A 23,821-nucleotide genomic window follows, 5' to 3' on the forward strand; every position below is an offset into this window, starting at 1 on the left:
GTCAAGTCGTTCACGCGCGCTCCAGTACGAGGTCGATGTGCGCGTGCCGGAAGGGGTTCGGGACACCGAACTCCCGGGCCAGGGACGGGTCGTCGGTCGGGGTGAAGTCGCGGACGAGGCTCTGCTTGACGGCGAACACCGCGTCGGAGTCCAGGTACTTGTCGCCCGCGACGAAGATGTGCGTGGTGACCGGGGTGTGTCCGTCGGCCGAGGCGATGAAGTGGATGTGGGCGGGGCGGTAGGGGTGCCTGCCGGTGGCGCGCAGGAGGTCGCCCACCGGGCCGTCCGTGGGGATCGGGTACGAACTCGGCACGCAGGTGCGGAACCAGAACCGGCCCTGCGCGTCGGTCGTGAACAGCCCCCGCCCGTTGCCCGCCGGCTGGACGTCCGGCTGCTGGACGTCGTAGAAGCCGTTGCCGTCGGCCTGCCAGACGTCGAGAATCGCGCCGGGCAGCGGGGTGCCGTCCGCGGCCAGGACACGGCCGCTGACCAGGCAGGGCTCGCCCGCCCCGACGAGGTCGATGTTCGCGCCAAGCGGGCGGGCCGGGGACTTCGTCATGTGGAAGGGGCCGAGGACGGTCGACTCGGTGGCGTCGGGGGTGTGTCGGCCGTGCAGTGTCTCCAGCAGCATCGACAGGCCGAGCACGTCCGACAGGAGGATGAACTCCTGCCGGGTGTCCGTGCAGGACTGTCCCGTCGCCGTGAGGAAGCGGATCGCCGCCTCCCACTCCTGTTGCGTCAGCCGGGTCTCGCGGGCGAAGTCGTGCAGATGCCGGACGAGGGCGGTGAGCAGGTCGCGCAGCCGGGGGTCGGCGGTGGCGTGCAGGCTCTGGATCGCCTCGTCGGTGACGTCGGTGGTCATATGGGCTCCCTTCCCCGGCCGGCCCCGACCCTACGCTCCGTCACTTCCGGCTCCCGGCATCGCCGTCACTTGATGACGGCGTTCGCCACCACGACACCCACGCCCAGCAGCGCGTCCACCCCGCCGGTCAGCAGGGCGGTGGCCCACGACCGGTGCGCCGAGCGTGCGGTGACCAGCCCGAGGCCGAACAGCAGGGTGATGTTCAGGGCGAACGCCGGGTACTCCACCCCCTTCGCCGGCCACCAGCCCCACCCCGCGCCCGCCAGCACCGCGACGGTGGGCAGGACGGCCGCGATCAGGGGCCACTCGTTGACCAGCGTGCGCACGGCGTCGCCGCGCCGGTGCGGGGTGCGTTCGGCGATGTAGTGGGCGTAGCCGTGCGCGAGGGCGGAGGCGAGGGCGGTGACCACGAGCCACAGGGCGTCGTAGCGGCGGCTGTCCTGGGAGGTGTGGCCGTACTGGGTGAGCGCGGCGACCATCGAGCAGGCCAGGACCGCGCCGTAGACGCCGCCGAACAGGACGGCCTCGCGCGTGTCGTGCGCCTGCGGTGCTTCGGCGGCCGGAGCCGCGGCCTGTGCCATGTCTCCCACGATCACGCGCATCACGTCGGCCCGCCAGTCGCGACGAAGTGTCCTCCCACCTGGGCCGATACCCCACACCCTGTCCACGGCGGAGGGGCGCGCGCGGTGGCTAGGGTCACCCCATGAGTTCCCTGAGTTCCCTGAGTTCCATGAGCCACGGTTTCGTGGTCCACATCCCCGACGCCGAGCTCGAACCCGAGCCCCTCGACCCCGGGCAGATCGTGTCCGGGACGCCCGAGGTGACCGGGAAGGTGGTCTGGGAGTCGGCGGACGGCAGGCAGATCCGGGGCATCTGGCAGATCACGCCGGGCGTCGTCACCGACACCGAGGCGGACGAGCTGTTCGTGGTGGTCAGCGGATCGGCCACCGTCGCCGTGGAAGGCGGGCCGACGCTGGAGGTCGGGCCCGGCGACATGGCGGTGCTGCGCGAGGGCGACCGTACGACGTGGACCGTCCACGAGACGCTGCGCAAGGCGTACGCGATCAATCTCGGCTGAGGCGTACGCCGTCAATCCCGGCTGGGCATGTTGTACGGGGTCACGACCTGGATCGCGGACGGCAGCGTCGGCCCCGCCGGGGGCAGCGCGCCGTGCGCCCGCATGACGAGGTGGCAGGCCTCCCGCAGGTCCTGGCGCAGATCGTGGTGGAGGACCGCGGAGAGGCGGTGCTCGCTCAGCAGCCGGGTGTTGTCGTGGTCCAGGTCGTGGGCGACGAAGACCGCGCAGGCGCGCCCCAGGTCCTCGAAGGCGCGCAGGGTCGCGATGTTGCCGCCACCGATGGAGTAGACGGCGCGGATGTCCGGGTCGCGGACGAGGGCGGCGCGGACGAGGTCGTACTGGGTGGCGTCCAGGCCCTGCCCCTCGGCGATCTCGACCAGCGTGCGATCCGGGTGGTGGGCCCGCATGGCACTGCGGAAGCCCATCTCGCGCTCCTCCTCGTTGCGGAAGAACCCGCTGCTGAGGCTGGTGAGGACGTTGCCGGGCCGGTCCCCCAGCCACTGGCCCATCAGATACGCGGCGGTCGCCCCGGCCGCCCGGTTGTCGATGCCGACGTAGCCGAGGCGGGCGCTGGTGGGCAGGTCGGTGACCAGGGTGACGACCGGGATGCCGGCGGCGACCAGGCGTCCGACGGCCGCCGTGACCTCGGGGACGTCCGGTGCCTTGAGGATCACGCCCTGGGAGCCGCGCCGGGCTATCCGGTCCAGGGTGCGGACCTGCTCCTCCACCGGGCCGGTCTCCCGGAAGTGGAACCGGGAGCGTACGACCGCCGGATGCAGGGCGGGCAGTTCCGCCTCCAGCGCGGCCCGGACGGCGGTGCTGAACCGCTCGGGCGTCTGCATCACTATGTCGATCATGAAGGTCCGGCCGACGAGCCGGACCTGGGTGCGCTGCCGGTCGAGGTCGGCGATGGCCTGCTGGACCTCACGCGCGGTGCTCTCCCGGACGCCACCCCTGCCGTTCAGCACCCGGTCCACGGTGGCCTCGCTGAGCCCTGCCTGACGTGCGATTTCCCGGATCGGGAAGGGGTGACCCATGCGCGGGCTCCTTGAGGGGTTTTTGATGGCTCCGTGCCGGTTGTTCGACGGGTTTGTACTGACAAGAATGACAGCGCTGCGTCGCCCCTGTCACCGAAGCGCTGTCGCCCTGCCACCGAGAGGACGTCGATGTCCTTCACCGCCGTACACCGCCGTGCCTGGCTCTCCGAGCAGGACTGTGACCTCGCCGCCCTGCGCCCGCTCGTGGAGCGGACCACCGACCCCGCCGACTACCCGTACGCCGCGTCCGTGGAACGGAACGTCCTGCTCTACGACAGTGAGCGCGTCCGCGGCGCCAAGGACCGCCGGGACGTCCAGGAGGAGCTCGTGCGGGCCCTCACCGACGGGCCCGGAGTCGTGGTCTTCCGCGGCGCGTTCCCCGACACCGCGATCGTCGACCGGGCCAGCGCGGTCTTCGAGGCGCTGATCCGCGAGCAGGACGCGGCGGGCGCCACCGCCGGCGACCACTTCGCGACGCCCGGAGCCAACGAACGGGTGTGGAACGCGCTGGAGAAGGCCGCCCTCTACGACCCGACGGCGTTCGCCGACTACTACGCCAACCCCGTCCTCGCCCTGGTCGCGGAGGCCTGGCTGGGCCCCGGCTACCAGGTCACCTCCCAGGTCAACGTGGTCAACCCCGGCGGCCTGGCCCAGACCGCGCACCGCGACTACCACCTCGGTTTCCTCTCCGACGAGGTGGCCGCCGCCTACCCGTCCCATGTGCACCGCCTCTCCCCCGTGCTCACGCTCCAGGGCGCGGTCGCGCACTGCGACATGCCAGTGGAGTCCGGGCCGACGCTGTACCTGCCGTACTCACAGACCTTCGAGCCGGGTTATCTGGCCTGGCGGCGGCCGGAGTTCCAGGCGTACTTCAAGGAGCACCACGTCCAGCTGCCGCTGGCCAAGGGCGACGCCGCCTTCTTCAACCCGGCGCTGTTCCACGCGGCCGGCACCAACCGCACCACGGATGTGCGGCGGGTCGCCAATCTGCTCCAGGTGTCCTCGGCATTCGGGCGGGCCATGGAGACCGTGGACCGGGAGACGATGGCGAACGCGGTCTACCCCGTGCTGCTGCGCCGCGCCACCGAGGGCGCGAGCGAGGAGTGGCTGGCGAACGTCATCGCCGCCAGCGCCGAGGGCTACCCCTTCCCCACCAACCTCGACAGTGACCCCCCGGTGGACGGTCTGGCCCCGCCCTCGCAGGCGGATCTGGTCCGCCGTGCGCTCAGCGAGCGGTGGACGCCGCGCACGCTGCGGGACGAGCTGCGGGCGCGCGCCGAGCGGCGCGAGAGCTGAAAGGAACACATCCCCATGGCACTTCAGGGATCTCAGGGGCTCCAGGGCCTCCTCGACGGCAAGGTCGTCCTCGTCAACGGGGGCAGCCAGGGCGTGGGCGCGGCGATCGCCCGGGCCGCCGTCCGCGAGGGCGCGACCGTGGCCGTGTCCGGGCGCCGTCCGGAGCCGGGCGAGGCACTGGTGGCCGAGCTGACGGCGGCGGGCGGCAAGGCGATGTTCGTGCGCGCCGACCTCGCGGACGCCGAGCAGGCGAAGGGGTCGGTGGCCGAGGTGGTCGCCGCGTACGGCCGGATCGACTGCCTGGTGAACTCGGCGGGTCTCACTTCCCGGGGCACGCTGCTCGACACCACGCCCGAGCTGTTCGACCAGCACATCGCGATCAACCTGAAGGCGCCGTTCTTCGCGATGCAGGCCGCGATCGCCGACATGGTGGGCCGGGGCGCGCCCGGCACGGTCGTCAACATCATCACGTCGTCCGCGCACGGCGGGCAGCCGTTCCTCGCGCCGTACGTCGCCGCGAAGGCCGGGCTGATCGGCCTGACCCGCAACGCGGCGCACGCGCACCGCTGGGACCGGGTGCGGATCAACGGCCTGAACATCGGCTGGACGGCGACCGAGGGCGAGGACGCCACCCAGAAGACCTTCCACGGCGCCGCGGACGGCTGGCGTGAGCAGGCCGCCGCGAAGCTGCCGATGGGCAAGCTCGGCCAGCCGGACGAGATCGCCGACTTCGTGGTCCTGCTGCTGTCCGACCGGTCGGGTGTGGTCACCGGATCGGTGATCGACTGGGACCAGAACGTGCTCGGCGGACTCGACTAGCACCACCGTTGTGTCGTAAGAACCCTCAAGGAGCTGCAACCCCCATGCGCATCGGAATCCTCGGCCTCGGCCGCATCGGCGCCTTCCACGCCGAGACCCTCTCCGGACTCGACGCGGTCGAGTCGCTCGTGCTCACCGACCCGTTCGCGGACGCTGCCAAGGCCGCCGCGGAGAAGTTCGGCGGCGAGGTCGTGGACTCGCCCGAGGCCCTGCTGGCCGCGGGCGTGGACGGCATCGTCGTGGCCGCCGCGACCGACGCCCACCCGGCGCTCATCCTGGCCGGTGTCGAGGCCGGAATCCCGGTGTTCTGCGAGAAGCCGGTCGCCAAGCACATGAGCGAGGGCGTCGAGGTCCTCAAGGCGATCCAGGGCAGTGCCGTGCCGATCCAGATCGGCTACAACCGGCGATTCGACACCGGGTTCATGGCCGCGCGGGCCGCCGTGCAGTCCGGCGAGCTCGGCAAGCTGCACACCGTGCGCTCGACGACCCTGGACCCGGCGCCGCCGCCGGCCGCGTACGTCGCCGCGTCCGGGGGCATCTTCCGCGACTGCTCGGTGCACGACTTCGACATCATCCGCTGGGTGACCGGCCGCGAGGTCGTCGAGGTGTACGCCGTCGGCGGCAACCGGGGCGCCGACTACATCAAGGCGGCCGGCGACGCCGACACCACCGGCGCGATCCTCACCCTGGACGACGGCACGATCGCGGTGATCTCCAACTCCCGCCACAACAAGCGGGGTTACGACGTCCGCATGGAGCTGCACGGCTTCGAGGACTCCATCGCGGTCGGCCTGGAGGACAAGCTGCCGCTGCGCTCGGTCGAGCCCGGGGTGACCTTCCCGGCCGGGACCCCGCACGACTTCTTCATGGACCGCTTCACCGCGGCCTACCGCGCCGAACTCACCGCGTTCACCGAGGTCGTGGCGGGCAAGCGCCCCTCGCCGTGCACGGTGGAGGACGCCCTGGAAGCGGGCTGGATCGCCGAGGCGTGCACACTGTCCCTGCACGAGCACCGCCCCGTCACCATCCAGGAGGTACGGCAGGCATGAGCGAGCCGGGCCGGGAACCACTGCGCATCGGAGTACTGGGAGCCGCGCGGATCACCGCGGGCTCTCTGATCGGCCCGGCCCGTTCGACCGGCCACCGTGTCGTCGCGGTGGCCGCCCGCGACCGGTCCCGCGCCGAGGAGTTCGCGCGCGAACACGGCGTGGAGCGGGTCGTGGACTCCTACGCCGACCTGATCGCGGACCCCGAGGTCGAGGTGGTGTACAACCCCCTGGCGAACGGTCTGCACGGGCCGTGGAACCTCGCCGCCCTCGCGGCCGGCAAGCACGTGCTCTCCGAGAAGCCGTCGGCGAGCAACGCCGAGGAGGCCGCCGAGGTGCGGGAGGCGGCGGCGAAGTCCGGGACCGTCTTCATGGAGGCCTTCCACTACCTCTTCCACCCGGTCACCCGCCGCCTGCACGAGCTGCTGGAGAGCGGTGAACTCGGCGAGCTCCAGCGGGTGGAGACGATGGTCGCGATCGCCGCGCCGCCGGACACCGACGCGCGCTGGTCGCTGCCGCTGGCCGGCGGCGCGGTGATGGACCTGGGCTGCTACGGCCTGCACGCCGTGCGCATGCTGGCCCCGTTCGGCGGCGGCGCGCCGCGGCTCGTCTCCGCGCGCGGTGGCGAGCGGGCGGGGGCGCCGGGCGTGGACGAATGGCTGGACGGGGAGCTGGAGTTCCCGAGCGGAGCCACCGCTTCGGCGCGCTGTCACATGGCGTACGACGGCCTGGACATGAGCTGCCGGATCGTCGGCAGCCTGGGTGAGGCGACCGCGACGAACTTCGTGCTGCCGCACCTCGACGACCGGGTCGTGGTGCGCACGGCGGACAGCGAGCGCACGGAACGCCTCGGCACCAGGTCGTCGTACACCTACCAGTTGGACGCGTTCGCGGCCCGGGTCCGCGAGGGCACGCCGCTGCCGCTCGACGCGGACGACGCGGTGGCGACGATGGAACTGATCGACGCGGGCTACCGCGCGGCGGGCTTCCAGCCACGGCCGCGGTCGGTCGTCGGCCGGTAGGGGCCCGCTCGCCGCTGGCATGATCGGGGCATGACCGCGCGCATCGTCCCCGCTCATGTCACCGACATCCAGCAGGTCCTCGCGGACCACCCCCGCTACTGGGGCGACCGGGACCTCCGGTCGCTCCATCTCCTGGCCCTTGTGCAGGAGTTCGGGTCGACGTGCCTGGTCGCCCGCGCCGAGGACGGCATCCACGGCTATCTGGTCGGGTTCGTCACGCCCGACGGCACCGGCTACGTCCATCTGATCGCCACCCGCGACGACACCCGCGGCACCGGTCTCGGGCGGCGGCTGTACGACGCCTTCACCGAGGCCGCCCGGAAGCAGGGCGCGGTCCGCCTCAAGGCCGTCACCTCCGTGACCAACACGGGATCGGTCGCCTTCCACCGCGGCCTGGGCTTTGACGCGCGCGTCGAGGACGACTACAACGGGCCGGGCCAGGCGATGGTGGTGTTCACACGAGCGCTCCCGCAAGCACGGTGACGGCGTCCCCGGTGAGGTGGACACGGTCGCCGTGCACGGCCGTGCGGACGGTCCCGGTGCGCTCGGACACCTGGAGCCCGACCAGCCGGTCCCGGCCCAGGCGGTCCGCCCAGTAGGGCGCGAGGGCGGTGTGGGCGCTGCCGGTGACCGGGTCCTCGGGGAGACCACGGGCGGGCGCGAAGAAGCGCGAGACGAAGTCGTACGACGTCCCCGCGCCGTCCGCCGTCGCCGTGACGATGACGCCGCGCAGCCCCTCGCGTTCCGTCAGCGCGGCCAGCGCGGTGAGGTCCGGGGCCAGGGCCCGCACGGCGGCCTCGTCGGGCAGGACGGTCAGAAGGTCGCCGAGCCCCTGGGTGCGGTAGGTCGCGCGGGGTGCCACGGTCAGGGCGTCGGCCAGTCCGGTCGGGACCGGGACCTCCGTGCCGGGTGCGGCGGGGAAGTCCAGGGTGATGCCGCCCGTGTCGTCGAGGTGCGCGACGAGGGTGCCGTACAGACGGCTGCGGAAGCGGACGCCGCCCCGCACACCGTGTTCGGTGCGCAGGACGTGGGCGGTGGCCAGGGTGGCGTGGCCGCACAGCTTGGACTCCACCTTGGGCGTGAACCAGCGGATCGCCCAGTCCGCCTCGGTACCGGCGGGCAGCGGCAGGGCGAACGCCGTTTCGGAGTGCCGCAGTTCGGCCGCGAGCTGTTGCATCCAGCCCTCGTCCGGCCAGTCCCCGGCGGGCAGGAGGCACACGGCCGCCGGGTTGCCGGCGAAGCGGCGGTCGGTGAAGGCGTCGACGAGGTGAATACGGAGCATGGGCCGACCGTAGACACCCGGATTCCTTACGGCCCGGTCCACTTGGGAGGAACTGGATCAGGTGTACGGCTCCGGCCGATCCACCAGCTCCACCTCCACCCGCCCGCCGTCCGTCAGCGACCGCACCCCCGCCTCGCACACGGCGGCCGCCGCGTAACCGTCCCAGACGCTCGGCCCGGTGACCTCGTCCCGGCGGGTGGCGTCGGCCCAGGCCTGGAGTTCGCGGTCGTAGGCGTCGGCGAAGCGGTCGGTGAAGTCCTGGGCGATGGTCCCGCCCCAGCGCCCCGCCATGTTGGTGACCATGGCGTGGCCGTCGCCGATGCGGGCGGTGCCGCGTTCGCAGACCACCTCGGCCTGGACCTGGTAGCCGAAGCCGCAGTTGACGAAGATCTCCACGTCGACGACCGCGCCGCCGTCCGTCTCGAACACCACGAACTGCGGGTCCTGAAGGGCGTCCGGCGCGTTGGCCGAGGGCCTGGGCCGCAGCACGGTGACGGCGGTGATCTCCTGGCCGAGCAGCCAGCGGGTCACGTCCGTCTCGTGCGCCACCGAGTCGCTGATGAGCATCTCGCTGGTGAAGAAGGGCGGGCTGGCCGCGTTGCGATGCCGGTTGTGCAGCATCAGCGGGCGGCCCAACTGCCCTGTGTTCAGCAGGCCCTTGAGGCGCGCGTACTCGGGGTCGTAGCGCCGCATGAAGCCGACCTGGATCCGCCGTCGGCCCCGTTCGCGCTCGGCCTCCAGGACGCGCAGGGCCGAGGCCGCGTCGGGGGTGAGCGGCTTCTCGCACAGCACCGGGAGGTCGCGTTCGAGGGCGGCCAGCAGCGCGGCCTCGTGCGCGGGACCCGGTGAGGCGATCAGCAGGGCGTCGACGTCGTCCGCGTCCATCGCGGAGAGCGGGTCGGTGTACGCGGTGCAGCCGTCGACGCGGGCCGCGACGGCCTTGGCCCGCTCCGCGTCGACGTCCACGACGGCGCTCACCCGCGCCCCGCTGATGACCTCCGTCAGGCGCCGCACATGGTCGGTGCCCATCTTTCCCGTGCCGATGACCGCGACTCGTAGCGTGTCGCTCCGCGTCATGGACGTCGCCCCCTTCAGGCGCCGCAGGACCTCAGGAACTTGCGGGTGCGCACCGCGATCGGCAGTGGCGTGTCCGGCTCGCAGGGGTACATGTCCTGCTCGACGATCGCGAACAGTTCCACGCCCAGTTTCTGCGCCGCCACCAGCACCGGCTCCAACTCCGGTACTCCGGAGGGCGGTTCGCACATCACTCCGCGCTGTACGGCCGGGCCGAACGGCACCTCGTTCGCCACCACGTCGGCGAGGATCGCCGGGTCGACCTGCTTGAGGTGCAGATAGCCGATGCGTTCGCCGTACGTCTCGATCAGCTTGACGCTGTCGCCGCCGCAGTAGGCGTAATGCCCCGTGTCCAGGCAGAGGTTGACGAGTTCGGAGTCGGTCGAGTCGAGGAAGTGCTCGACGTGGTCCTCGGTGTCGAGGTGGGTGTCGGCGTGCGGGTGGACGACGAGGTCGAGGCCGTACGTCTCCTTGACCTCGTGTCCGAGCCGCTCCATGCCCTTGGTGAGGTGGGCCCACTGCTCGTGGGTCAGCTCCGGGGGTTCGAGCAGCTCGGCGGTCTTGTCGTCCCGCCAGAAGGAGGGGATGACGACCAGGTGCCGGGCCCCCATGGCCTGGGTGAGGGCGGCGACCTGGCTGACGTGCTCCCAGGTCGACTCCCACACCGAGGGGCCGCGGTGCAGGCCGGTGAAGACCGTGCCGGCCGACACCTTGAGGCCCCGCTTGGCCACCTCGTCGGTGAGCCGGGCCGGGTCGGTCGGCAGATAGCCGTACGGACCCAGCTCGATCCACGCGTAGCCCGCCTCGGCGACCTCGTCCAGGAAGCGTTCCCAGGGCACCTGTCGGGGGTCGTCCGGGAACCAGACGCCCCAGGAGTCCGGGGCGGAACCGACCCGGATGCGGTCCAGGGCGGTCACGGCGTGTCGTCCTTGGCCGTCACCACCGGCGCCCTGAGGTCGCCGGCCTCGGGGAGTTCCTCGACGTCCACGCCCCGCACCTGCGACAACTCGTGCTTGAGCGCGGCGAGTTCGGAGCCACCCGCCATGTGGTTGGTCAGCTCTTCGAGACTGACCTCGTCACGGGAGGCGTTGAGCTCCATCGTGCCCAGGCGCAGGACGCTGAAGTGGTCGCCCACCATGTAGGCGTGGTGGGGGTTGTGGGTGATGAAGATGACGCCGAGGCCGCGGTCGCGGGCGGCGGCGATGTACTTCAGCACCACGCCGGACTGCTTGACGCCGAGGGCGGCGGTCGGCTCGTCCAGGATCAGTACCCGGGCGCCGAAGTAGACGGCGCGGGCGATGGCCACACACTGGCGCTGGCCGCCCGAGAGCGTGCCGATGGGCTGTTCCATGTCGTCCAGGACGATGCCCATGTTGCGCAGCTCCTCGTCGGCGGTCTTCTTCATCGTCTCGATGTCGAGGCGCCGCAGCGGCCAGGGGCCCTTGGTCATCTCGGAGCCGAGGAAGAAGTTGCGCCACACGGGCATGAGCGGGACCACGGCGAGGTCCTGGTAGACGGTGGCGATGCCCTTGTCGAGGGCCTCGCGCGGCGTCGAGAAGCGCACCGCGGCGCCGTCGACGAGGAAGTCGCCCTCGGTGTGCTGGTGCAGACCCGAGATGATTTTGATCAGGGTCGACTTGCCGGCGCCGTTGTCGCCGAGCACACAGGTGACCTGGCTGGGATGGACCTTGAGGTCGACTCCGTGCAGGGCGCGGATGTTGCCGTACGACTTGCCGGCGTTGCGGAGTTCGACGATCGCGCCGTCGCTCCCCTCGGGCTCGGTGTCGGCGAGGACGGCCCCGTGGGTTCCGTTGGTTGTCATCACGTCACCTCCGGGTCGCCGTACGGCTGACCCACAGATTGATCAGGACGGCGCCGAGCAGCATCACGCCCAGGAAGGCCTTGAACCAGTCCGGGTTCCAGCCGGCGTACACGATGCCCTGCTGCACCATGCCGAACATGAACGCCCCGAAGACCGGGCCGATCGCGGAGCCGGCACCACCGGTCAGCAGACAGCCGCCGATGACGGCCGCGGAGATGTAGATGAGCTCCTGGCCGACGCCTTCGCCGGACTGCACGGTGTTGAAGGAGAACAGGTTGTGCATGCCGACGAACCAGGCGCCGAACCCGACCAGCATGAACAGCGAGATCTTGGTGAAGGTGACAGGGACACCGACGGCCCGCGCGCTCTCCTTGTTGCCGCCGACGGCGAAGATCCAGTTGCCGTACCTGGTGCGCAGCAGCACCCAGGTGGCCAGCGCGGCGAAGACGAGCCAGTACACGATCGTGATCTTGATCTGTACGCCGCCGACCTCGAAGGAGGAGGCGAAGACCTTCTTGGCTCCGGCGAAGCCGTCCATGTTGCTGATGTCGTCGGTGGCGACGTTGCCGGTGACGAGCTTGGTGACGGCGAGGTTCACGCCCTGGAGGATCAGGAAGCTGCCCAGGGTGATGAGGAAGCTCGGCAGGCCGGTCTTGACGACGAGCCAGCCGTTGAGGAACCCGATGGCGAGCGACACGGCCAGGGCCGCGACCACGCCCACCCACACGTTCATGGTGAGCTGGTAGGCCAGCATGCTCGCGGTGAGCGCGGAGGTGATGACCGCGACGCCGGACGAGAGGTCGAACTCGCCGCCGATCATCAGCAGCGCCACCGGCAGGGCCATGATCCCGATGGTCGACGACTGGTAGAGGATGTTGGCCATCGCGCTGCCCTCGCGCACCGGCGGGGCCGCGATCAGGAAGAACACGTAGACGGCGACGGCGCCGAGGAAGACGCCCACCTCGGGGCGGGCCAACAGCCGCAGCGCCAAAGGACGTTGGGCGGTCCGGCCGTCGGTCTCCTTCGGGCCGGGGGCCGGCGGTGTGGTCACCGCCGGCTCGGCGTGCTGGGTCATACGGATCACCGAGTGCCCTTCGCGGCGTACTGCGCGACCGCGTCGACGTTGGTCTTGTCGACGAAGGCGGGACCGGTCAGCACCGGCTGCTCGCCACCGCCCATGTAGTTGCCGTTGTTCTTGTAGAGCCACAGCGAGTCGACCGCCAGGTAGCCCTGGAGGTAGGGCTGCTGGTCGACGGCGAAGGCGATGGTGCCCTTGCTGATGGCGCCGGTCAGGTCCTTGTTGAGGTCGAACGTGGCGACCTTGGCCTTGCTGCCGGCGTCGGACACCGACTGCGCGGCCGTCAGCGCGAAGGGGGCGCCGAGGGCGACGACGTAATCGATGGACTTGTCCTGGCTGAGCTTGGCGGTGATCGTCGACTTCACGGACGGCATGTCGGTGCCGTTGACGTTCAGCGTCTGGAGCTTGCCGTCGAAGGTCTTCTCGACGCCGTCACAGCGCTGGGTCAGACCGATGTTGCCCTGCTCCTGGATGACACAGACGGCGTTCTTCGCGCCCTCGTCGTTGAGGCGCTTGCCGAGGGCCTCACCGGCGACCGTCTCGTCCTGGCCGAAGAACTCCAGCAGACCGAGCTTCTGCCATTCACTGACACCGGAGTTGAGGCCGACGACGGGTATGTTCGCGGCCTTCGCCTTGGCGACGACGTCCTTCATGGCGTCCGGCTTGGCGAGGGTGACGGCGATCCCGTCGACCTTCTGGTCGATGGCGTTCTGCACCAGGTTGGCCTGGGCGCCCGCGCTCGGGTCGTTCGAGTAGATGAGCTTGACGTTGTCCTTGGCGGCGGCGGCCTCGGCGCCCTTGCGGACGATGTCCCAGAAGGTGTCACCGGCCGACTGGTGGGTGACCAGCGCGACCGTCATACGCGGCGTGCTGGCCTTGCCGGCGGAGGCGCCGTCCGCGCTCTCCTCCGACTTCTTGCCCCCGGAGCTGCTGGAGCAGCCGGCGAGGGTCAGGGCAGCCGCCGCGGCGAGCGCCACAACTGGGGCGAACCGGCGGGACTGGGAGCGAGAAGAGCGGTCCATCTTTCCTGCACCTCACTGTGCTCACGGGGGAAAGGAAGAGAGATCTCGGTGATCCGAGGCCCGGGATCTTGGCATGTCCGGGTCGCGAGCCGCAAATACGGCGGTTGTGCGTACTGCGGTTGTACTGGGACGGAATCCAATCCCTGGTCCCGCCCGCTGTCAATACTTTGTTAAGACATCATTTCACGAACAGGTCCGAATGTAAGTACAAACCATTGACAGCATCACCTCCTGCGGCCTACACCTGAGAGTCGCAGGCCCCCACGGGGCCCGCACGTCCAGCGGAGTCCGAGGAGCGTCGCGCATGACCGAGTCAGCCCAGCCCTTCGACTTGATCACGATCGGTCGCATAGGTGTCGATCTTTATCCATTGCAGTCGGGCGTGCCGTTGAGCGATGTGCAGACCTTCGGGAAGTTCCTGGGCGGTTCTGCGGCGAACGTGGCCGTCGCGGCCGCCCGGCTCGGCCGTTCCACCGCCGTCATCACCCGCACCGGTGACGATCCGTTCGGCACCTATCTGCATCAGGCGCTCAGGGAGTTCGGCGTCGACGACCGCTGGGTGACCCCGGTCGCCGGCCACCCCACGCCCCTGACCTTCTGCGAGATCTTCCCGCCGGACGACTTCCCGCTCTACTTCTACCGTCGGCCCAAGGCCCCCGACCTGGTGATCCACACCGACGAGCTGGACTACTTCGCCGTCCGCTCGGCCCGGATCTTCTGGATCACCGGCACCGGCCTGAGCGAGGAGCCGAGCCGCTCCGCGACCCTCGCCGCCCTCAAGGCCCGCGCGAAGGCGGACACCACCGTGTTCGACCTCGACTGGCGGCCGGCCTTTTGGACGGACACAGCCTGGGCGGACCCCGAAGAGGCGCGGCCCTACTACGCGGAAGCCCTCCGCCATGTGACCGTCGCCGTCGGCAACCTCGACGAGTGCGAGATCGCCACCGGAGTCCGCGAACCCCGCGCCTGCGCCGAGGCGTTGCTGGCGGCCGGCGTCGAACTCGCCGTGGTCAAGCAGGGCCCCAAGGGGGTCCTCGCGCTGCACCGCGACGGCCGCTTCGCCGAGGTCCCGCCGGTGAGCGTCGAGGTCGTCAACGGCCTCGGCGCCGGCGACGCGTTCGGCGGCGCGCTCTGCCACGGCCTGCTGTCCGGCTGGGACCTGGACCGCACGGTGCGGTACGCCAACGCGGCCGGCGCCCTCGTCGCCTCCCGGCTCGCCTGCTCCGCCGCGATGCCGACCCGGTCGGAGATCGAGGGCCTGCTGAGCGGAGCACCGTCGTGAGCGCCACGGCCACCCCATGAACCGTCCCGACCCCCGCCTCACCCGTCTCCCCCTCCACACACCCCTGGAGAAGTCCTGATGAGCACCCCCACCCGCCGCCTGACCGTCGCGCAGGCCCTGGTGCGTTTCCTGTCCGTCCAGTACACCGAGCGGGACGGCGTACGGCATCGCCTGATCGCCGGTACGTGGGGCATCTTCGGGCACGGCAACGTGGCGGGCGTGGGCCAGGCCCTTCTGGAGGCGGGCGAGGACGCGATGCCGTTCCACCAGGGCCGCAACGAGCAGGCCATGGTGCACGCGGCCGTCGGCTACGCCCGCCAGCTCGACCGGCTCTCCGCACAGGCCGTGACGACGTCCATCGGTCCCGGCGCCACCAACCTGGTCACCGGCGCCGCCCTCGCCACCATCAACCGCCTCCCGGTCCTCCTGCTGCCCGGCGACTACTTCGCCTCGCACGCCCCCGACCCGCTGCTCCAGCAGTTGGAGCACCCCACCGAGGCCGACGTGTCGGTCAACGACACCCTGCGCCCGGTCTCCCGCTACTTCGACCGCGTCACCCGCCCCGAGGCCCTGATCCCGTCGGCCCTGAACGCCATGCGGGTCCTCGCCGACCCCGCCGAGACCGGTGCCGTCACCCTGGCACTCCCCCAGGACGTGCAGGCGGAGGCGTACGACTGGCCGGAGGAGTTCTTCGCCGAGCGGGTGTGGCACGTACGGCGTCCCGCGCCCGACCCGTACGAGCTGGCGGAGGCGGTGGCGGCGATCCGGGCCGCCGAGCGTCCGCTGATTGTCGCGGGCGGCGGGGTGCACCACAGCGGGGCCGAGGCGGCGCTCAAGGCGTTCGTGGACGCCACCGGCGTGCCGGTCGCCTCCACGCAGGCGGGCAAGGGCTCCCTGCGCCACGACCACCCGGCCGATCTGGGCGGCATCGGCCACACCGGCACGGCCGTCAGCGACGACCTCGCCCGTACCGCGGACCTCGTGATCGGCGTCGGCACCCGGTACACGGACTTCACCACCGCCTCCGGCACCCTCTTCCTGAACCCGGACGTCCGGTTCGTCAACCTCAACATCACCGCCTTCGACGCCCACAAGCTGGCGGCCCGGTCCCTGGTGTGCGACGCCCGCGCGGGGCTGTCTGCGTTGACGGAGGCGTTGGACGGTCATCGTGTGAACTCGGCTTACGAGGACGAGTACCGCGCGGGCAAGGACCGCTGGAGCGCGGTCGTTGACGCCGCTTTCACCGCCGCCGACGAGAACGCCGTACCGACCCAGACCCAGGTGCTCGGCGCGCTGGACGCGGTCGTCGGCGACGACGACGTGATCATCAACGCGGCCGGCTCGCTCCCCGGCGACCTGCACAAGTTGTGGCGCGCCCGCAGCCCCCGCCAGTACCACCTGGAGTACGGCTACTCCTGCATGGGCTACGAGATCCCGGCCGCGATCGGCGTCCAGCACGCCACCCCCGACACCCCCGTGTGGGCGCTGGTGGGCGACGGCACCTATCTGATGATGCCGACCGAGATCGTCACGGCCGTCCAGGAGGGCCTGCCGATCAACCTCCTCCTCATCCAGAACCACGGCTACGCCTCCATCGGCGGCCTGTCCGAGGCGGTCGGCGGCGAGCGCTTCGGCACCGCCTACCGCTACCGCGCCGCCGACGGCACGTTCTCCGGCGCCCCGCTCCCCGTCGACCTGGCCGCCAACGCGGGCAGCCTCGGCATGGACGTGCTGCGCGCCAAGACGGTCCGTGAACTGCGGGACGCCCTCGCCGCGGCCCGCGCCTCCGACCGCCCGACCTGCGTCTACGTCGAGACGGACACCGCGAAGCCGACCGCTCCCCCGGCCGAGGCGTGGTGGGACGTGCCGGTGGCCGAGACCGCGTCCCGCGAGGCCGCCGTACGGGCGAGGGCGGAGTACGACCGCGAGGTCGCCACCCGCCGCCCCCACCTGTGACGCCCCGCACCCGCACCACCCAGGGAGGTACCCCCATGGCGAAGACCGGCGGTCGTCCGCGCACCGCTGCCGCTGCCGCTCCCGCGCTCGACTCCCTGGACTTCGCCCTGGACCGGGGCAGTCCGGTGCCGCTCTACTACCAGCTCGCCCAGCAGCTGGAGGCGGCGATCGAGCACGGAGCCCTCGCCCCGGGCAACCTCCTGGGCAACGAGATCGACCTCTCCGTACGCCTCGGCCTGTCCCGTCCGACCGTCCGCCAGGCCATCCAGACCCTGGTCGACAAAGGTCTGCTGGTGCGGCGGCGCGGCGTGGGCACGCAGGTGGTGCACAGCCAGGTCAAGCGCGGGCTCGAACTGAGCAGTCTCTACGACGACCTGGAGGCGGCCGGACAGGGGCCGACCACGACGGTGCTGCGCAACGAGCACGTCCCGGCGACCGCCGACGTCGCCGCCGCCCTCGGTATCGCGGAGGGCGCCGACGTCGTCGTACTGGAACGGCTACGCGCCACGCACGGCCAGCCGGTCGCGTTCCTGTGCAACTACCTGCCCGCGACGCTCCTCGAACTCGACACCGCCAGGCTGGAGTCGACGGGCCTGTACCGGATGATGCGCTCGGCGGGCATCACCCTGCACAGCGCCCGCCAGACCATCGGCGCCCGCTCGGCCACGGCCGAGGAGGGGGCCCGCCTCGACGAGCGGGAGGGCGCCGCGCTGCTGACGATGCAGCGCACGGCGTACGACGACACGGGCCGCCCCGTGGAGTACGGCACGCACATCTACCGGGCGTCCCGCTACGCCTTCGACTTCCAGCTGCTCATGAGGAGCTAGTGAGCCGCGTCCAGGCGGGCCCGCTGGTCCTCCGTCAGTTCCAGGTCCACGGCGGCCAGGTTCTCCTCCAGCTGGGACAGGGTGGAGACGCCGGCCAGCGGGAGGATCGGCAGGGGGCCGCCGATCTGCCAGGCGAGGACCACCTGGTTGACGGTCGCGCCGGTCTCCCGCGCCACCTCCCGCAAGGCCGTGAGCCGGGCGGGGGTGCCCGGGTGGTCGAAGTCGGCCGGGAGGCGGTCCGGGTGGGTGTAGGCGCCCTTGAGGAGAGGTGAGTAGGCGACCAGGGTGAGGGCCGGCTCCTCGCGCAGATAGGAGAGGAGCTCGGGGCCCGCGTGGCCGAGGCTGCCATCGGGCCAGAAGTCGTCCGGCACGTCGAGGCGGGGCCGCAGATGGCTGTGGGCGTACTGGAGCACCTCATAGCCCGGCAGTCCCGCCGCGGCGGCGATCGCTCGGGCCCGCTCCACCCGCCACATGGCGTGGTTGCTGACGCCGAGCAGTCCGACCGTGCCCTCGGCGACGAGTTCGGCGAAGCCCTCGACGGTCTCCCGCAGGGATACGTCGTAGTCCTCGATGTGCGCGTAGAGCAGGTCCAGCTTCGCCACGCCCAGCCGTTCCCGGCTGCGCTCGGCGGACTCCCGGATCACCTTCGCCGAGAGGCCCTCCGCGTTGTCGACGTAACTGGTGCCCGGTGCCAGGGGGCGGGCGCCGAGCTTGGTCGCGATGAAGATCTCCTCGCCGATGCCGCGGCTGCGCCGCCAGCGGCCGAGGAGTTCCTCGCTCTGGCCGCCCTGGCCGCCGTCGACCCAGAAGGCGTAGTTGTCGGACGTGTCAATGAAGTTGCCGCCCGCCTCGACATAGCGGTCCAGGAGAGCGAAGGACGTCTCCTCGTCCGTACGCGAGCCGAACAGCATGGCGCCGAGGGCGAGGACGCTGACCTCGCGGCGGTTCTTCGGATCGGTGCCGATGGTGCGGTACTTCATGGGGCTCCCCTCCCGTTCGCACCCGTCTTGTCGGGTACGGACGGGAGTCTTCACGCTGGAGCGCACTTCAAGTCAAGCGGCCTCGTCACGAGGTGGCGAACGGGCCTTCCAGCGCGGCCCATTGGAGCAGCATGATCGTCTTGGCGTCGGCGATCTCGCCGGTGCGGATCATCTTCAGGGCCCTGCGGAAGGGCAGTTCGAGGATCTCGATGTCCTCGCCCTCCTCGTCGAGGCCACCGCCCTCGTGGGTGCGGGTGGCGGCGCCGTAGGAGGCGGCGTAGAAGCTGACGCGCTCGGTGACGGAACCCGGGCTCATATAGACGTCGAAGACGTGCCGGACCTCCCCGATGGTGTGCCCGGTCTCCTCGACCACCTCACGCCGGACCGCGATCTCCGGATGCTCGTCCTCGTCGTCGAGCAGCCCGCCCGGGGTCTCGACGAGCATGCCGTCCGGGTGGCCGTTGACGTACACGGGGAACCGGAACTGCCGTGTGAGCAGGACGGTTTCGCGTTCGGTGTCGTAGAGGAGCATGGTGGCGCCGTTGCCGCGGTCGTGCGTCTCGCGCTGCTGGGTGCTCCAACTGCCGTCGCCGCGCTGGAAGTCGAAGGTGGTGGCCCGCTCGACGTACCAGTGACTGGACAGCAGCTTCACGTCACGGACCTTGACCCGGGGGTTGCCGGTCAGATCGAGGCCGGTGCGGTCGAGTCCGGTGCGGCCCCGGCCGTCGGGGGTGTCGGCACCCGCGGTCATCGGGCACCGCCCGGAGGGGAAAGGAGGAGCGAGTTGGTCATGAACGCCTTCTATCATCCCCCGGTGCCGGAGCGGCGGCGGTGATCCGCCGTACGGCGGCGGACACCGTCTCCGCGAGGACCCGCCGCCCCTCCTCGGCCGTCGCCCCGGTCGGATCGCCGAGCACACCGGACGGCGAGACGGCACGGACTCCCCGGGCCACCAGGTCCGGCATCAGGGCGACGATCGGCCGGGTGTCACCGGGCGCGGCCTCGGTGAGCCGTACGGACCCGGGTGCCAGGTGCAGCATCAGCGAGGTCCGTACGACCGGCGTGCGCGTCGAGGTCTCCGTACGACCGGCGTGCGCGTCCCCGCCGGGCACCGCCCACGGCACCCGGTCGACGGCGTGGCCCTCTTCCCGGAGCTGCCCGACGGCGCCGCGCAGGGTGGCGATGTTGCCGCCGTGGCCGTTGACGAAGACGACCCGTCCCGCCCACAGGGCGAGGGAGCGCGTCAGTTCCAGCAGCACCGCGTGCAGGGCCTCGTGGCCGATCGAGACGGTGCCGGGGAAGCGCGCGTGCTCGCCGCCGGCGCCGTAGGGCAGGGCGGCCGCCACCAAGGGGCGACGGGGGAGGGCGTCGGCCGCTTCGCGGGCCACGGCGCACGCGATCACCATGTCGGGCTCCAGCGGCAGATGCGGCCCGTGCTGCTCGGTGGATCCGACGGGAACGAGGACCAGAGGGCCGTGCCGTACGTCCGGCCAGGCATGGCCTGCCAGGTCGGCGTGTTTCCGCGTCATGGTCAGGCTGCCGCCGGGTCCGCGCCCAGCGTCAGTTCGAACCCCGGCGGTATCACCAGGTCGTCGCGCGACAGTTCGTGCACGGAGGCGTGCCCGAGGCCCAGGACGGCCGGGTCGAGGCCGCCGCGCATGATGTCCAGGACGTTCGCGACGCCGGCCTGTCCGTTGGCGGCGAGGCCCACCGGCGCCCTCCCGCAGCACGTTCAGCTGCTCGGCGCCCCCTTGGGGTGGACGCCGCCGGGGAGCCCGCGGGCGCCGACTGTCGGGCCGTACAAGATCGTCCTCGCCGATTCCCGGGTGACCGGCTGGAGCACGCCGCGCTGGTGCCCGCCGAGCTGCTGCCGCGCCTCGCCGCGGCGCCGCCGAGCGGCTCACCGGCCACCAGACTCTCGACGCCTGCCCACCTGACGCTGCTGGAGCGCGGCCCTCGGCCGGCCTGGTGACGGCGACCTGGATAGAGGGGGTCAAAGTGTGGGACGCGAACATCGGAATGTGACCCGGTCGCGAGCACGCAGGGTCGCGTTGTGTTACGCTCACAGAGTTGCAGTTGTGGTACCCATGAACCTATGTGCGCCTGACGGGAATGTTTCTCCTTCAGGCGCATTAGTTGTTTTACCGGCATTTCCGGATGGGGCCTCTGCTTACAGATTGCCTACTGAAGGAGATAGTCATGGCACAGGGAACCGTGAAGTGGTTCAACTCGGAAAAGGGCTTCGGCTTCATCGAGCAGGACGGCGGCGGCCCGGACGTCTTCGCCCACTACTCGAACATCGCCACCCAGGGCTTCCGTGAGCTCCAGGAGGGCCAGCGGGTCTCCTTCGACGTCACGCAGGGCCAGAAGGGCCCGCAGGCGGAGAACATCGTCCCCGCCTGATCGCCGGACGCGTATTCCGCTCACCGGGGTCCGCACCGTCTTGGTGCGGACCCCGGTTTGTGCTGTTTCCAGGAAGGCAGACCCCCGCATGTCCCGCAGGCCCCAGAAGTCGAATCGGCGCGCCTCGTCCCCCTCATCCTCCGTGTCGCCCTCGCAAGAGTTCCGGCTGCCGGAAAGCACGACACCCGCACTTCCCGCCGTCGAGGACTTCGCCGACCTGGACATGCCCGCGGGGCTGTTGAAGACGCTCACCGCGCAGGGTGTGACCACCCCGTTCCCCATCCAGGGCGCCACCCTGCCGAACTCGATCGCGGGCCGTGACCTGCTGGGGCGCGGACGCACCGGCTCCGGCAAGACCCTCGCGTTCGGCCTCGCGCTCCTGGCCCGTACGGCCGGACAGCGCGCGCAGCCCAAGGCGCCCCTGGCCCTCGTGCTGGTACCCACCCGGGAACTGGCCCAGCAGGTGACCGACGCGCTCTCGCCCTACGCGACGGCGGTCAACCTCCGGCTGGCCACCGTCGTCGGCGGACTCTCCCTCACCAAGCAGGCCGCCACGCTCCGGCGCGGCGCCGAGGTGCTGGTGGCGACCCCGGGGCGGCTCAACGACCTCGTGGAGCGCGGGGACTGCGTCCTCGGCCAGGTCGCCATCACGGTGCTGGACGAGGCCGACCAGATGACCGACATGGGCTTCCTGCCGCAGATCACCAAGCTGATCCAGCAGGTCAGGCCCGACGGACAGCGGATGCTGTTCTCGGCCACGCTGGACCGCAACATCGACCGTCTGGTGCAGCGGTTCCTGACCGACCCGGTGGTGCACTCGGTGGACCCGTCCGCGGGCGCGGTGACCACCATGGAGCACCACGTGCTCCATGTCCTGGACGAGACCGACAAGAAGGCCGTCACCACACGTATCGCGGCCCGTGACGGGCGCGTCATCCTCTTCCTCGACACCAAGAGGTCCGCGGACCGGCTCGCCAAGCGGCTCCTGTCCGTCGGCGTGCGCGCGGCGGCCCTGCACGGCGGGCGCTCCCAACCGCAGCGCAACCGCACCCTTGAGCAGTTCAAGAACGGCGAGGTCACCGCCCTGGTGGCGACCAACGTCGCGGCCCGCGGCATACACGTCGACGACCTCGACCTCGTCGTGAACGTCGATCCGCCGACCGACCACAAGGACTACCTCCACCGGGGCGGCCGCACGGCTCGCGCCGGCGGTTCCGGCAGTGTGGTCACGCTGGTCCTGCCCGACCAGAAGCGGGACGTCACCCAGCTCATGTCAAACGCGGGCATCCGGCCCCGGACGGCCCGCGTCACGTCGAGCGACGCCGCGCTGACCACGATCACCGGCGCCCGCGAGCCCTCCGGCGTGGCCGTCACCATCGAGGTCCCGCAGCCCACCGCGCCGTCGGCGTCCCGCCCGGCCCGGAAGCCCGCCAACAAGTCCGGCGCGAAGCCCGCCGCCAAGTCCGGCACCAGGTCCGGCGCCAAGCCGCCGGAGGGGCGCTCCCACCGCCGTCGCCGGACCGCCGGCGAGGCCCCGGCACCGTCGGGCGGCACCGGTCGGACGGGGAGCGAGGGCGCCGGGCGCCGCTCCGCACCCGCGGCGAAGACCTCCGGCCAGCCGGCCCGTACGTCGGGCGGTCGCCGCAGGGCACCTCGCCGGGCCGCGGGAGCCTGAGGACGGGAGAGGTAGCCGGAGCCTCGCGAAGTGCGCGAGGCTCTGCAACCCTTGAAGCAGCGGGTCGAACTCCTCGGGGCATGAGTGTCCACGCTCTGGAGGACCCATGTTGAGCAAGGACAAGAAGAAGGTCCAGACCACTCGCGCCTGGACCGGTCTGCTGGTCGTGGTCGTCGGCGACGTCGGTGTGGCACTGGCCGCCACACTCGTCGCACTGCATGTCACCGATGACGCTCAGGCGGTCGCCATTCTCACCAGCGCGTTCACCGCGATAACGGCGATATCCACCGCCTATTTCGGCATTCGGGCGGCTGCGAACGCGGCCCAGAGCGCGGTGGACGCAGCCGGCGACAGCCAGAAGGACGCGGCTTCCGCAGGTGCGGACGCGCCACAAACGATCAAGGGCCCCGGCTCACCCAAGTGATCCAAGGCCCTGATCTGCGACTACGGAGAAGACTCCGGTCGGGACGACAGGATTTGAACCTGCGACCCCTTGACCCCCAGTCAAGTGCGCTACCAAGCTGCGCCACGTCCCGGTGATATGCGCGGCGAAACCGCGTGATCACGCGTTGAGTACTTTACCCCACGCCGGGGACCGCTTCGAAGAGGGCCCGGTGAGCGGGGCTCGGGGCGCGCGGGAGAATCGGCTTATGGGCAGCACATCCTCAGGACGGCCGACCGGGGCACGGGACCGCGACGACGAGGGGCGGGCGCGCAACGCCCGGCCCCGGGACGGACTCGGGCGGCCCCTGCCGTACGGCGCGGACGGGGTGGCTCGGCAGCCCGAGGGGGTGGTGCGGACGCCGGAGCAGTCCGTCGTGGAGGCGCAGGAGCTGTTGGACGCGGGCAAGCCCTTCCATGCGCACGAGGTGTTCGAGGACGCCTGGAAGGCGGGGCCGGAGGAGGAACGGGAGTTGTGGCGGGGGCTCGCCCAGCTCGCGGTGGGGCTCACGCACGCGGCGCGCGGCAACGTCACGGGCGGGGCACGACTGCTGCGGCGCGGCGCGGGCGCGGTGGAGGCGTGGGGGTCGCCGGTGGGGGCGGGGAGGTCGCCGGTGGGGGCGGGGCGGGCGCAGCCCTACGGCATGGATCTCGCCGGTCTCGCCGCATGGGCACGGGAGCTGGCCGAGGACGTCGAGCGGGACGAGGGGAGCGTGGACGCACAGGCCCGGGCACCCCGGTTGCGGGCGTGACGAGGCCCGGGCACCCCCGTTGCGGGCGTGACCCGGGACGCGGTGCCGTCACTGTCAGTGGCGTACG

General features: G+C 71.3%; 26 protein-coding genes and 1 tRNA gene. 13 read left to right on the forward strand and 14 right to left on the reverse strand.

What is annotated here, in order from left to right; genetic code table 11:
• Positions 1 to 10: 10 nt before the first annotated feature.
• Positions 11 to 862, reverse strand: coding sequence for an intradiol ring-cleavage dioxygenase (locus tag OG885_RS06380; RefSeq protein ID WP_405727346.1), 852 nt, complete (start codon positions 860 to 862; stop codon positions 11 to 13).
• A 65-nt stretch (positions 863 to 927) separates the two neighbouring features.
• Positions 928 to 1,443 carry a hypothetical protein gene (locus tag OG885_RS06385; RefSeq protein WP_405727349.1) on the reverse strand — a complete coding sequence of 172 codons (516 nt, stop codon included), beginning with the start codon at positions 1,441 to 1,443 and terminating at the stop codon, positions 928 to 930.
• A 149-nt stretch (positions 1,444 to 1,592) separates the two neighbouring features.
• On the opposite strand from OG885_RS06385, the gene OG885_RS06390 reads away from it, so the two are divergent.
• Positions 1,593 to 1,940, forward strand: a complete 348-nt coding sequence (locus OG885_RS06390) for a cupin domain-containing protein (protein ID WP_405742606.1) — start codon at positions 1,593 to 1,595, stop codon at positions 1,938 to 1,940.
• Between the two features lie 11 nt (positions 1,941 to 1,951).
• Here the strand turns inward: OG885_RS06390 and OG885_RS06395 are convergent, their stop codons facing one another.
• Positions 1,952 to 2,977, reverse strand: coding sequence for a LacI family DNA-binding transcriptional regulator (locus OG885_RS06395; protein WP_405727352.1), 1,026 nt, complete (start codon positions 2,975 to 2,977; stop codon positions 1,952 to 1,954).
• A gap of 129 nt (positions 2,978 to 3,106) precedes the next feature.
• On the opposite strand from OG885_RS06395, the gene OG885_RS06400 reads away from it, so the two are divergent.
• From OG885_RS06400 to OG885_RS06420, 5 genes are read left to right on the forward strand one after another with little or no spacing between them, the layout of a single operon-like run.
• The gene (locus tag OG885_RS06400; RefSeq protein WP_405727355.1) at positions 3,107 to 4,273 is read left to right on the forward strand and encodes a phytanoyl-CoA dioxygenase family protein; all 1,167 of its coding nucleotides are present in this window, start codon (positions 3,107 to 3,109) and stop codon (positions 4,271 to 4,273) included.
• A 15-nt stretch (positions 4,274 to 4,288) separates the two neighbouring features.
• Entirely contained in the window at positions 4,289 to 5,092 is an 804-nt protein-coding gene (locus OG885_RS06405) for an SDR family oxidoreductase (protein WP_405727358.1), read from the forward strand.
• A 44-nt stretch (positions 5,093 to 5,136) separates the two neighbouring features.
• Positions 5,137 to 6,141, forward strand: a complete 1,005-nt coding sequence (locus tag OG885_RS06410) for a Gfo/Idh/MocA family oxidoreductase (protein ID WP_405727361.1) — start codon at positions 5,137 to 5,139, stop codon at positions 6,139 to 6,141.
• Positions 6,138 to 7,160 carry a Gfo/Idh/MocA family protein gene (locus OG885_RS06415; protein ID WP_405727364.1) on the forward strand — a complete coding sequence of 341 codons (1,023 nt, stop codon included), beginning with the start codon at positions 6,138 to 6,140 and terminating at the stop codon, positions 7,158 to 7,160. Before OG885_RS06410 ends, OG885_RS06415 begins: the two co-directional genes overlap by 4 nt.
• Positions 7,161 to 7,190: 30 nt before the next feature.
• Positions 7,191 to 7,643: a GNAT family N-acetyltransferase gene (locus OG885_RS06420; protein WP_405727367.1), complete on the forward strand. Its 453-nt coding sequence runs from the start codon at positions 7,191 to 7,193 to the stop codon at positions 7,641 to 7,643.
• Here OG885_RS06420 and OG885_RS06425 read toward each other — a convergent pair.
• Genes OG885_RS06425 through OG885_RS06450 form a run of 6 tightly spaced genes read right to left on the reverse strand, consistent with a single transcriptional unit; the run spans position 7,615 to position 13,438 of the window.
• Complete coding sequence (locus OG885_RS06425; RefSeq protein ID WP_405727370.1) at positions 7,615 to 8,442, reverse strand: PhzF family phenazine biosynthesis protein; 828 nt, start codon at positions 8,440 to 8,442, stop codon at positions 7,615 to 7,617. The two genes, OG885_RS06420 and OG885_RS06425, sit on opposite strands and share 29 nt — an antisense overlap.
• Positions 8,443 to 8,499: 57 nt before the next feature.
• A complete protein-coding gene (locus OG885_RS06430) occupies positions 8,500 to 9,519 on the reverse strand; it encodes a Gfo/Idh/MocA family protein (protein WP_405727373.1) in 1,020 nt (339 codons plus the stop codon).
• A gap of 14 nt (positions 9,520 to 9,533) precedes the next feature.
• Complete coding sequence (locus OG885_RS06435) at positions 9,534 to 10,433, reverse strand: sugar phosphate isomerase/epimerase family protein (RefSeq protein ID WP_405727376.1); 900 nt, start codon at positions 10,431 to 10,433, stop codon at positions 9,534 to 9,536.
• Entirely contained in the window at positions 10,430 to 11,338 is a 909-nt protein-coding gene (locus OG885_RS06440) for an ATP-binding cassette domain-containing protein (protein ID WP_405727379.1), read from the reverse strand. The genes OG885_RS06435 and OG885_RS06440 overlap by 4 nt, the downstream gene beginning before the upstream one ends.
• 4 nt (positions 11,339 to 11,342) lie before the next feature.
• Positions 11,343 to 12,419: an ABC transporter permease gene (locus OG885_RS06445; RefSeq protein ID WP_399955575.1), complete on the reverse strand. Its 1,077-nt coding sequence runs from the start codon at positions 12,417 to 12,419 to the stop codon at positions 11,343 to 11,345.
• Positions 12,419 to 13,438, reverse strand: a complete 1,020-nt coding sequence (locus OG885_RS06450; RefSeq protein ID WP_405727382.1) for a sugar ABC transporter substrate-binding protein — start codon at positions 13,436 to 13,438, stop codon at positions 12,419 to 12,421. Before OG885_RS06450 ends, OG885_RS06445 begins: the two co-directional genes overlap by 1 nt.
• A 304-nt stretch (positions 13,439 to 13,742) precedes the next feature.
• On the opposite strand from OG885_RS06450, the gene iolC reads away from it, so the two are divergent.
• The 3 genes from iolC to OG885_RS06465 all read left to right on the forward strand — a co-directional run bounded on the left by iolC (position 13,743) and on the right by OG885_RS06465 (position 17,503).
• Positions 13,743 to 14,720, forward strand: a complete 978-nt coding sequence (iolC, locus tag OG885_RS06455; protein ID WP_405727385.1) for a 5-dehydro-2-deoxygluconokinase — start codon at positions 13,743 to 13,745, stop codon at positions 14,718 to 14,720.
• 78 nt (positions 14,721 to 14,798) lie between these two features.
• Entirely contained in the window at positions 14,799 to 16,676 is a 1,878-nt protein-coding gene (iolD, locus tag OG885_RS06460) for a 3D-(3,5/4)-trihydroxycyclohexane-1,2-dione acylhydrolase (decyclizing) (RefSeq protein ID WP_405727388.1), read from the forward strand.
• A 35-nt stretch (positions 16,677 to 16,711) separates the two neighbouring features.
• On the forward strand, positions 16,712 to 17,503 hold the full coding sequence (locus OG885_RS06465; protein ID WP_405727391.1) for a GntR family transcriptional regulator: 792 nt from the start codon (positions 16,712 to 16,714) through the stop codon (positions 17,501 to 17,503).
• Here the strand turns inward: OG885_RS06465 and OG885_RS06470 are convergent.
• The 4 genes from OG885_RS06470 to OG885_RS06485 all read right to left on the reverse strand — a co-directional run bounded on the left by OG885_RS06470 (position 17,500) and on the right by OG885_RS06485 (position 20,194).
• Positions 17,500 to 18,483: an aldo/keto reductase gene (locus tag OG885_RS06470; RefSeq protein ID WP_405727394.1), complete on the reverse strand. Its 984-nt coding sequence runs from the start codon at positions 18,481 to 18,483 to the stop codon at positions 17,500 to 17,502. The two genes, OG885_RS06465 and OG885_RS06470, sit on opposite strands and share 4 nt — an antisense overlap.
• Positions 18,484 to 18,568: 85 nt before the next feature.
• Positions 18,569 to 19,234: an NUDIX domain-containing protein gene (locus OG885_RS06475; protein ID WP_405727397.1), complete on the reverse strand. Its 666-nt coding sequence runs from the start codon at positions 19,232 to 19,234 to the stop codon at positions 18,569 to 18,571.
• 37 nt (positions 19,235 to 19,271) lie between these two features.
• Positions 19,272 to 20,012 (reverse strand): mycofactocin biosynthesis peptidyl-dipeptidase MftE, encoded by a 741-nt coding sequence (mftE, locus tag OG885_RS06480; RefSeq protein ID WP_405727400.1) that lies wholly within the window; start codon positions 20,010 to 20,012, stop codon positions 19,272 to 19,274.
• A gap of 2 nt (positions 20,013 to 20,014) precedes the next feature.
• Entirely contained in the window at positions 20,015 to 20,194 is a 180-nt protein-coding gene (locus OG885_RS06485) for a hypothetical protein (protein ID WP_405727403.1), read from the reverse strand.
• Between the two features lie 488 nt (positions 20,195 to 20,682).
• On the opposite strand from OG885_RS06485, the gene OG885_RS06490 reads away from it, so the two are divergent.
• The 3 genes from OG885_RS06490 to OG885_RS06500 all read left to right on the forward strand — a co-directional run bounded on the left by OG885_RS06490 (position 20,683) and on the right by OG885_RS06500 (position 22,985).
• The gene (locus OG885_RS06490) at positions 20,683 to 20,886 is read left to right on the forward strand and encodes a cold-shock protein (RefSeq protein ID WP_007502648.1); all 204 of its coding nucleotides are present in this window, start codon (positions 20,683 to 20,685) and stop codon (positions 20,884 to 20,886) included.
• Positions 20,887 to 20,974: 88 nt separating this feature from the next.
• Positions 20,975 to 22,561: a DEAD/DEAH box helicase gene (locus OG885_RS06495; RefSeq protein ID WP_405727407.1), complete on the forward strand. Its 1,587-nt coding sequence runs from the start codon at positions 20,975 to 20,977 to the stop codon at positions 22,559 to 22,561.
• Positions 22,562 to 22,667: 106 nt separating this feature from the next.
• Positions 22,668 to 22,985, forward strand: a complete 318-nt coding sequence (locus OG885_RS06500; protein ID WP_405727410.1) for a hypothetical protein — start codon at positions 22,668 to 22,670, stop codon at positions 22,983 to 22,985.
• Positions 22,986 to 23,023: 38 nt separating this feature from the next.
• On the opposite strand, the gene OG885_RS06505 is transcribed toward OG885_RS06500, so the two are convergent.
• Positions 23,024 to 23,097: transfer RNA gene (locus OG885_RS06505), tRNA-Pro, on the reverse strand.
• A 114-nt stretch (positions 23,098 to 23,211) separates the two neighbouring features.
• Here OG885_RS06505 and OG885_RS06510 point away from each other — a divergent pair.
• Positions 23,212 to 23,754 carry a DUF309 domain-containing protein gene (locus tag OG885_RS06510; protein ID WP_405727413.1) on the forward strand — a complete coding sequence of 181 codons (543 nt, stop codon included), beginning with the start codon at positions 23,212 to 23,214 and terminating at the stop codon, positions 23,752 to 23,754.
• The last annotated feature ends 67 nt before the right edge of the window (positions 23,755 to 23,821 follow it).

The sequence above is a fragment of the Streptomyces sp. NBC_00028 genome, from assembly GCF_045041065.1.
Lineage (GTDB): Bacteria > Actinomycetota > Actinomycetes > Streptomycetales > Streptomycetaceae > Streptomyces.

Bases quoted from the DNA above. Each gene is read 5' to 3' on its own strand.
- OG885_RS06380 (WP_405727346.1), bottom strand. From the start codon at position 862: ATGACCACCGACGTCACCGACGAGGCGATCCAGAGCCTGCACGCCACC.
- OG885_RS06385 (WP_405727349.1), bottom strand. From the start codon at position 1,443: ATGGCACAGGCCGCGGCTCCGGCCGCCGAAGCACCGCAGGCGCACGAC.
- OG885_RS06390 (WP_405742606.1), top strand. From the start codon at position 1,593: ATGAGCCACGGTTTCGTGGTCCACATCCCCGACGCCGAGCTCGAACCC.
- OG885_RS06395 (WP_405727352.1), bottom strand. From the start codon at position 2,977: ATGGGTCACCCCTTCCCGATCCGGGAAATCGCACGTCAGGCAGGGCTC.
- OG885_RS06400 (WP_405727355.1), top strand. From the start codon at position 3,107: ATGTCCTTCACCGCCGTACACCGCCGTGCCTGGCTCTCCGAGCAGGAC.
- OG885_RS06405 (WP_405727358.1), top strand. From the start codon at position 4,289: ATGGCACTTCAGGGATCTCAGGGGCTCCAGGGCCTCCTCGACGGCAAG.
- OG885_RS06410 (WP_405727361.1), top strand. From the start codon at position 5,137: ATGCGCATCGGAATCCTCGGCCTCGGCCGCATCGGCGCCTTCCACGCC.
- OG885_RS06415 (WP_405727364.1), top strand. From the start codon at position 6,138: ATGAGCGAGCCGGGCCGGGAACCACTGCGCATCGGAGTACTGGGAGCC.
- OG885_RS06420 (WP_405727367.1), top strand. From the start codon at position 7,191: ATGACCGCGCGCATCGTCCCCGCTCATGTCACCGACATCCAGCAGGTC.
- OG885_RS06425 (WP_405727370.1), bottom strand. From the start codon at position 8,442: ATGCTCCGTATTCACCTCGTCGACGCCTTCACCGACCGCCGCTTCGCC.
- OG885_RS06430 (WP_405727373.1), bottom strand. From the start codon at position 9,519: ATGACGCGGAGCGACACGCTACGAGTCGCGGTCATCGGCACGGGAAAG.
- OG885_RS06440 (WP_405727379.1), bottom strand. From the start codon at position 11,338: ATGACAACCAACGGAACCCACGGGGCCGTCCTCGCCGACACCGAGCCC.
- OG885_RS06450 (WP_405727382.1), bottom strand. From the start codon at position 13,438: ATGGACCGCTCTTCTCGCTCCCAGTCCCGCCGGTTCGCCCCAGTTGTG.
- iolC (WP_405727385.1), top strand. From the start codon at position 13,743: ATGACCGAGTCAGCCCAGCCCTTCGACTTGATCACGATCGGTCGCATA.
- iolD (WP_405727388.1), top strand. From the start codon at position 14,799: ATGAGCACCCCCACCCGCCGCCTGACCGTCGCGCAGGCCCTGGTGCGT.
- OG885_RS06465 (WP_405727391.1), top strand. From the start codon at position 16,712: ATGGCGAAGACCGGCGGTCGTCCGCGCACCGCTGCCGCTGCCGCTCCC.
- OG885_RS06470 (WP_405727394.1), bottom strand. From the start codon at position 18,483: ATGAAGTACCGCACCATCGGCACCGATCCGAAGAACCGCCGCGAGGTC.
- OG885_RS06475 (WP_405727397.1), bottom strand. From the start codon at position 19,234: ATGACCGCGGGTGCCGACACCCCCGACGGCCGGGGCCGCACCGGACTC.
- mftE (WP_405727400.1), bottom strand. From the start codon at position 20,012: ATGACGCGGAAACACGCCGACCTGGCAGGCCATGCCTGGCCGGACGTA.
- OG885_RS06490 (WP_007502648.1), top strand. From the start codon at position 20,683: ATGGCACAGGGAACCGTGAAGTGGTTCAACTCGGAAAAGGGCTTCGGC.
- OG885_RS06495 (WP_405727407.1), top strand. From the start codon at position 20,975: ATGTCCCGCAGGCCCCAGAAGTCGAATCGGCGCGCCTCGTCCCCCTCA.
- OG885_RS06500 (WP_405727410.1), top strand. From the start codon at position 22,668: ATGTTGAGCAAGGACAAGAAGAAGGTCCAGACCACTCGCGCCTGGACC.
- OG885_RS06510 (WP_405727413.1), top strand. From the start codon at position 23,212: ATGGGCAGCACATCCTCAGGACGGCCGACCGGGGCACGGGACCGCGAC.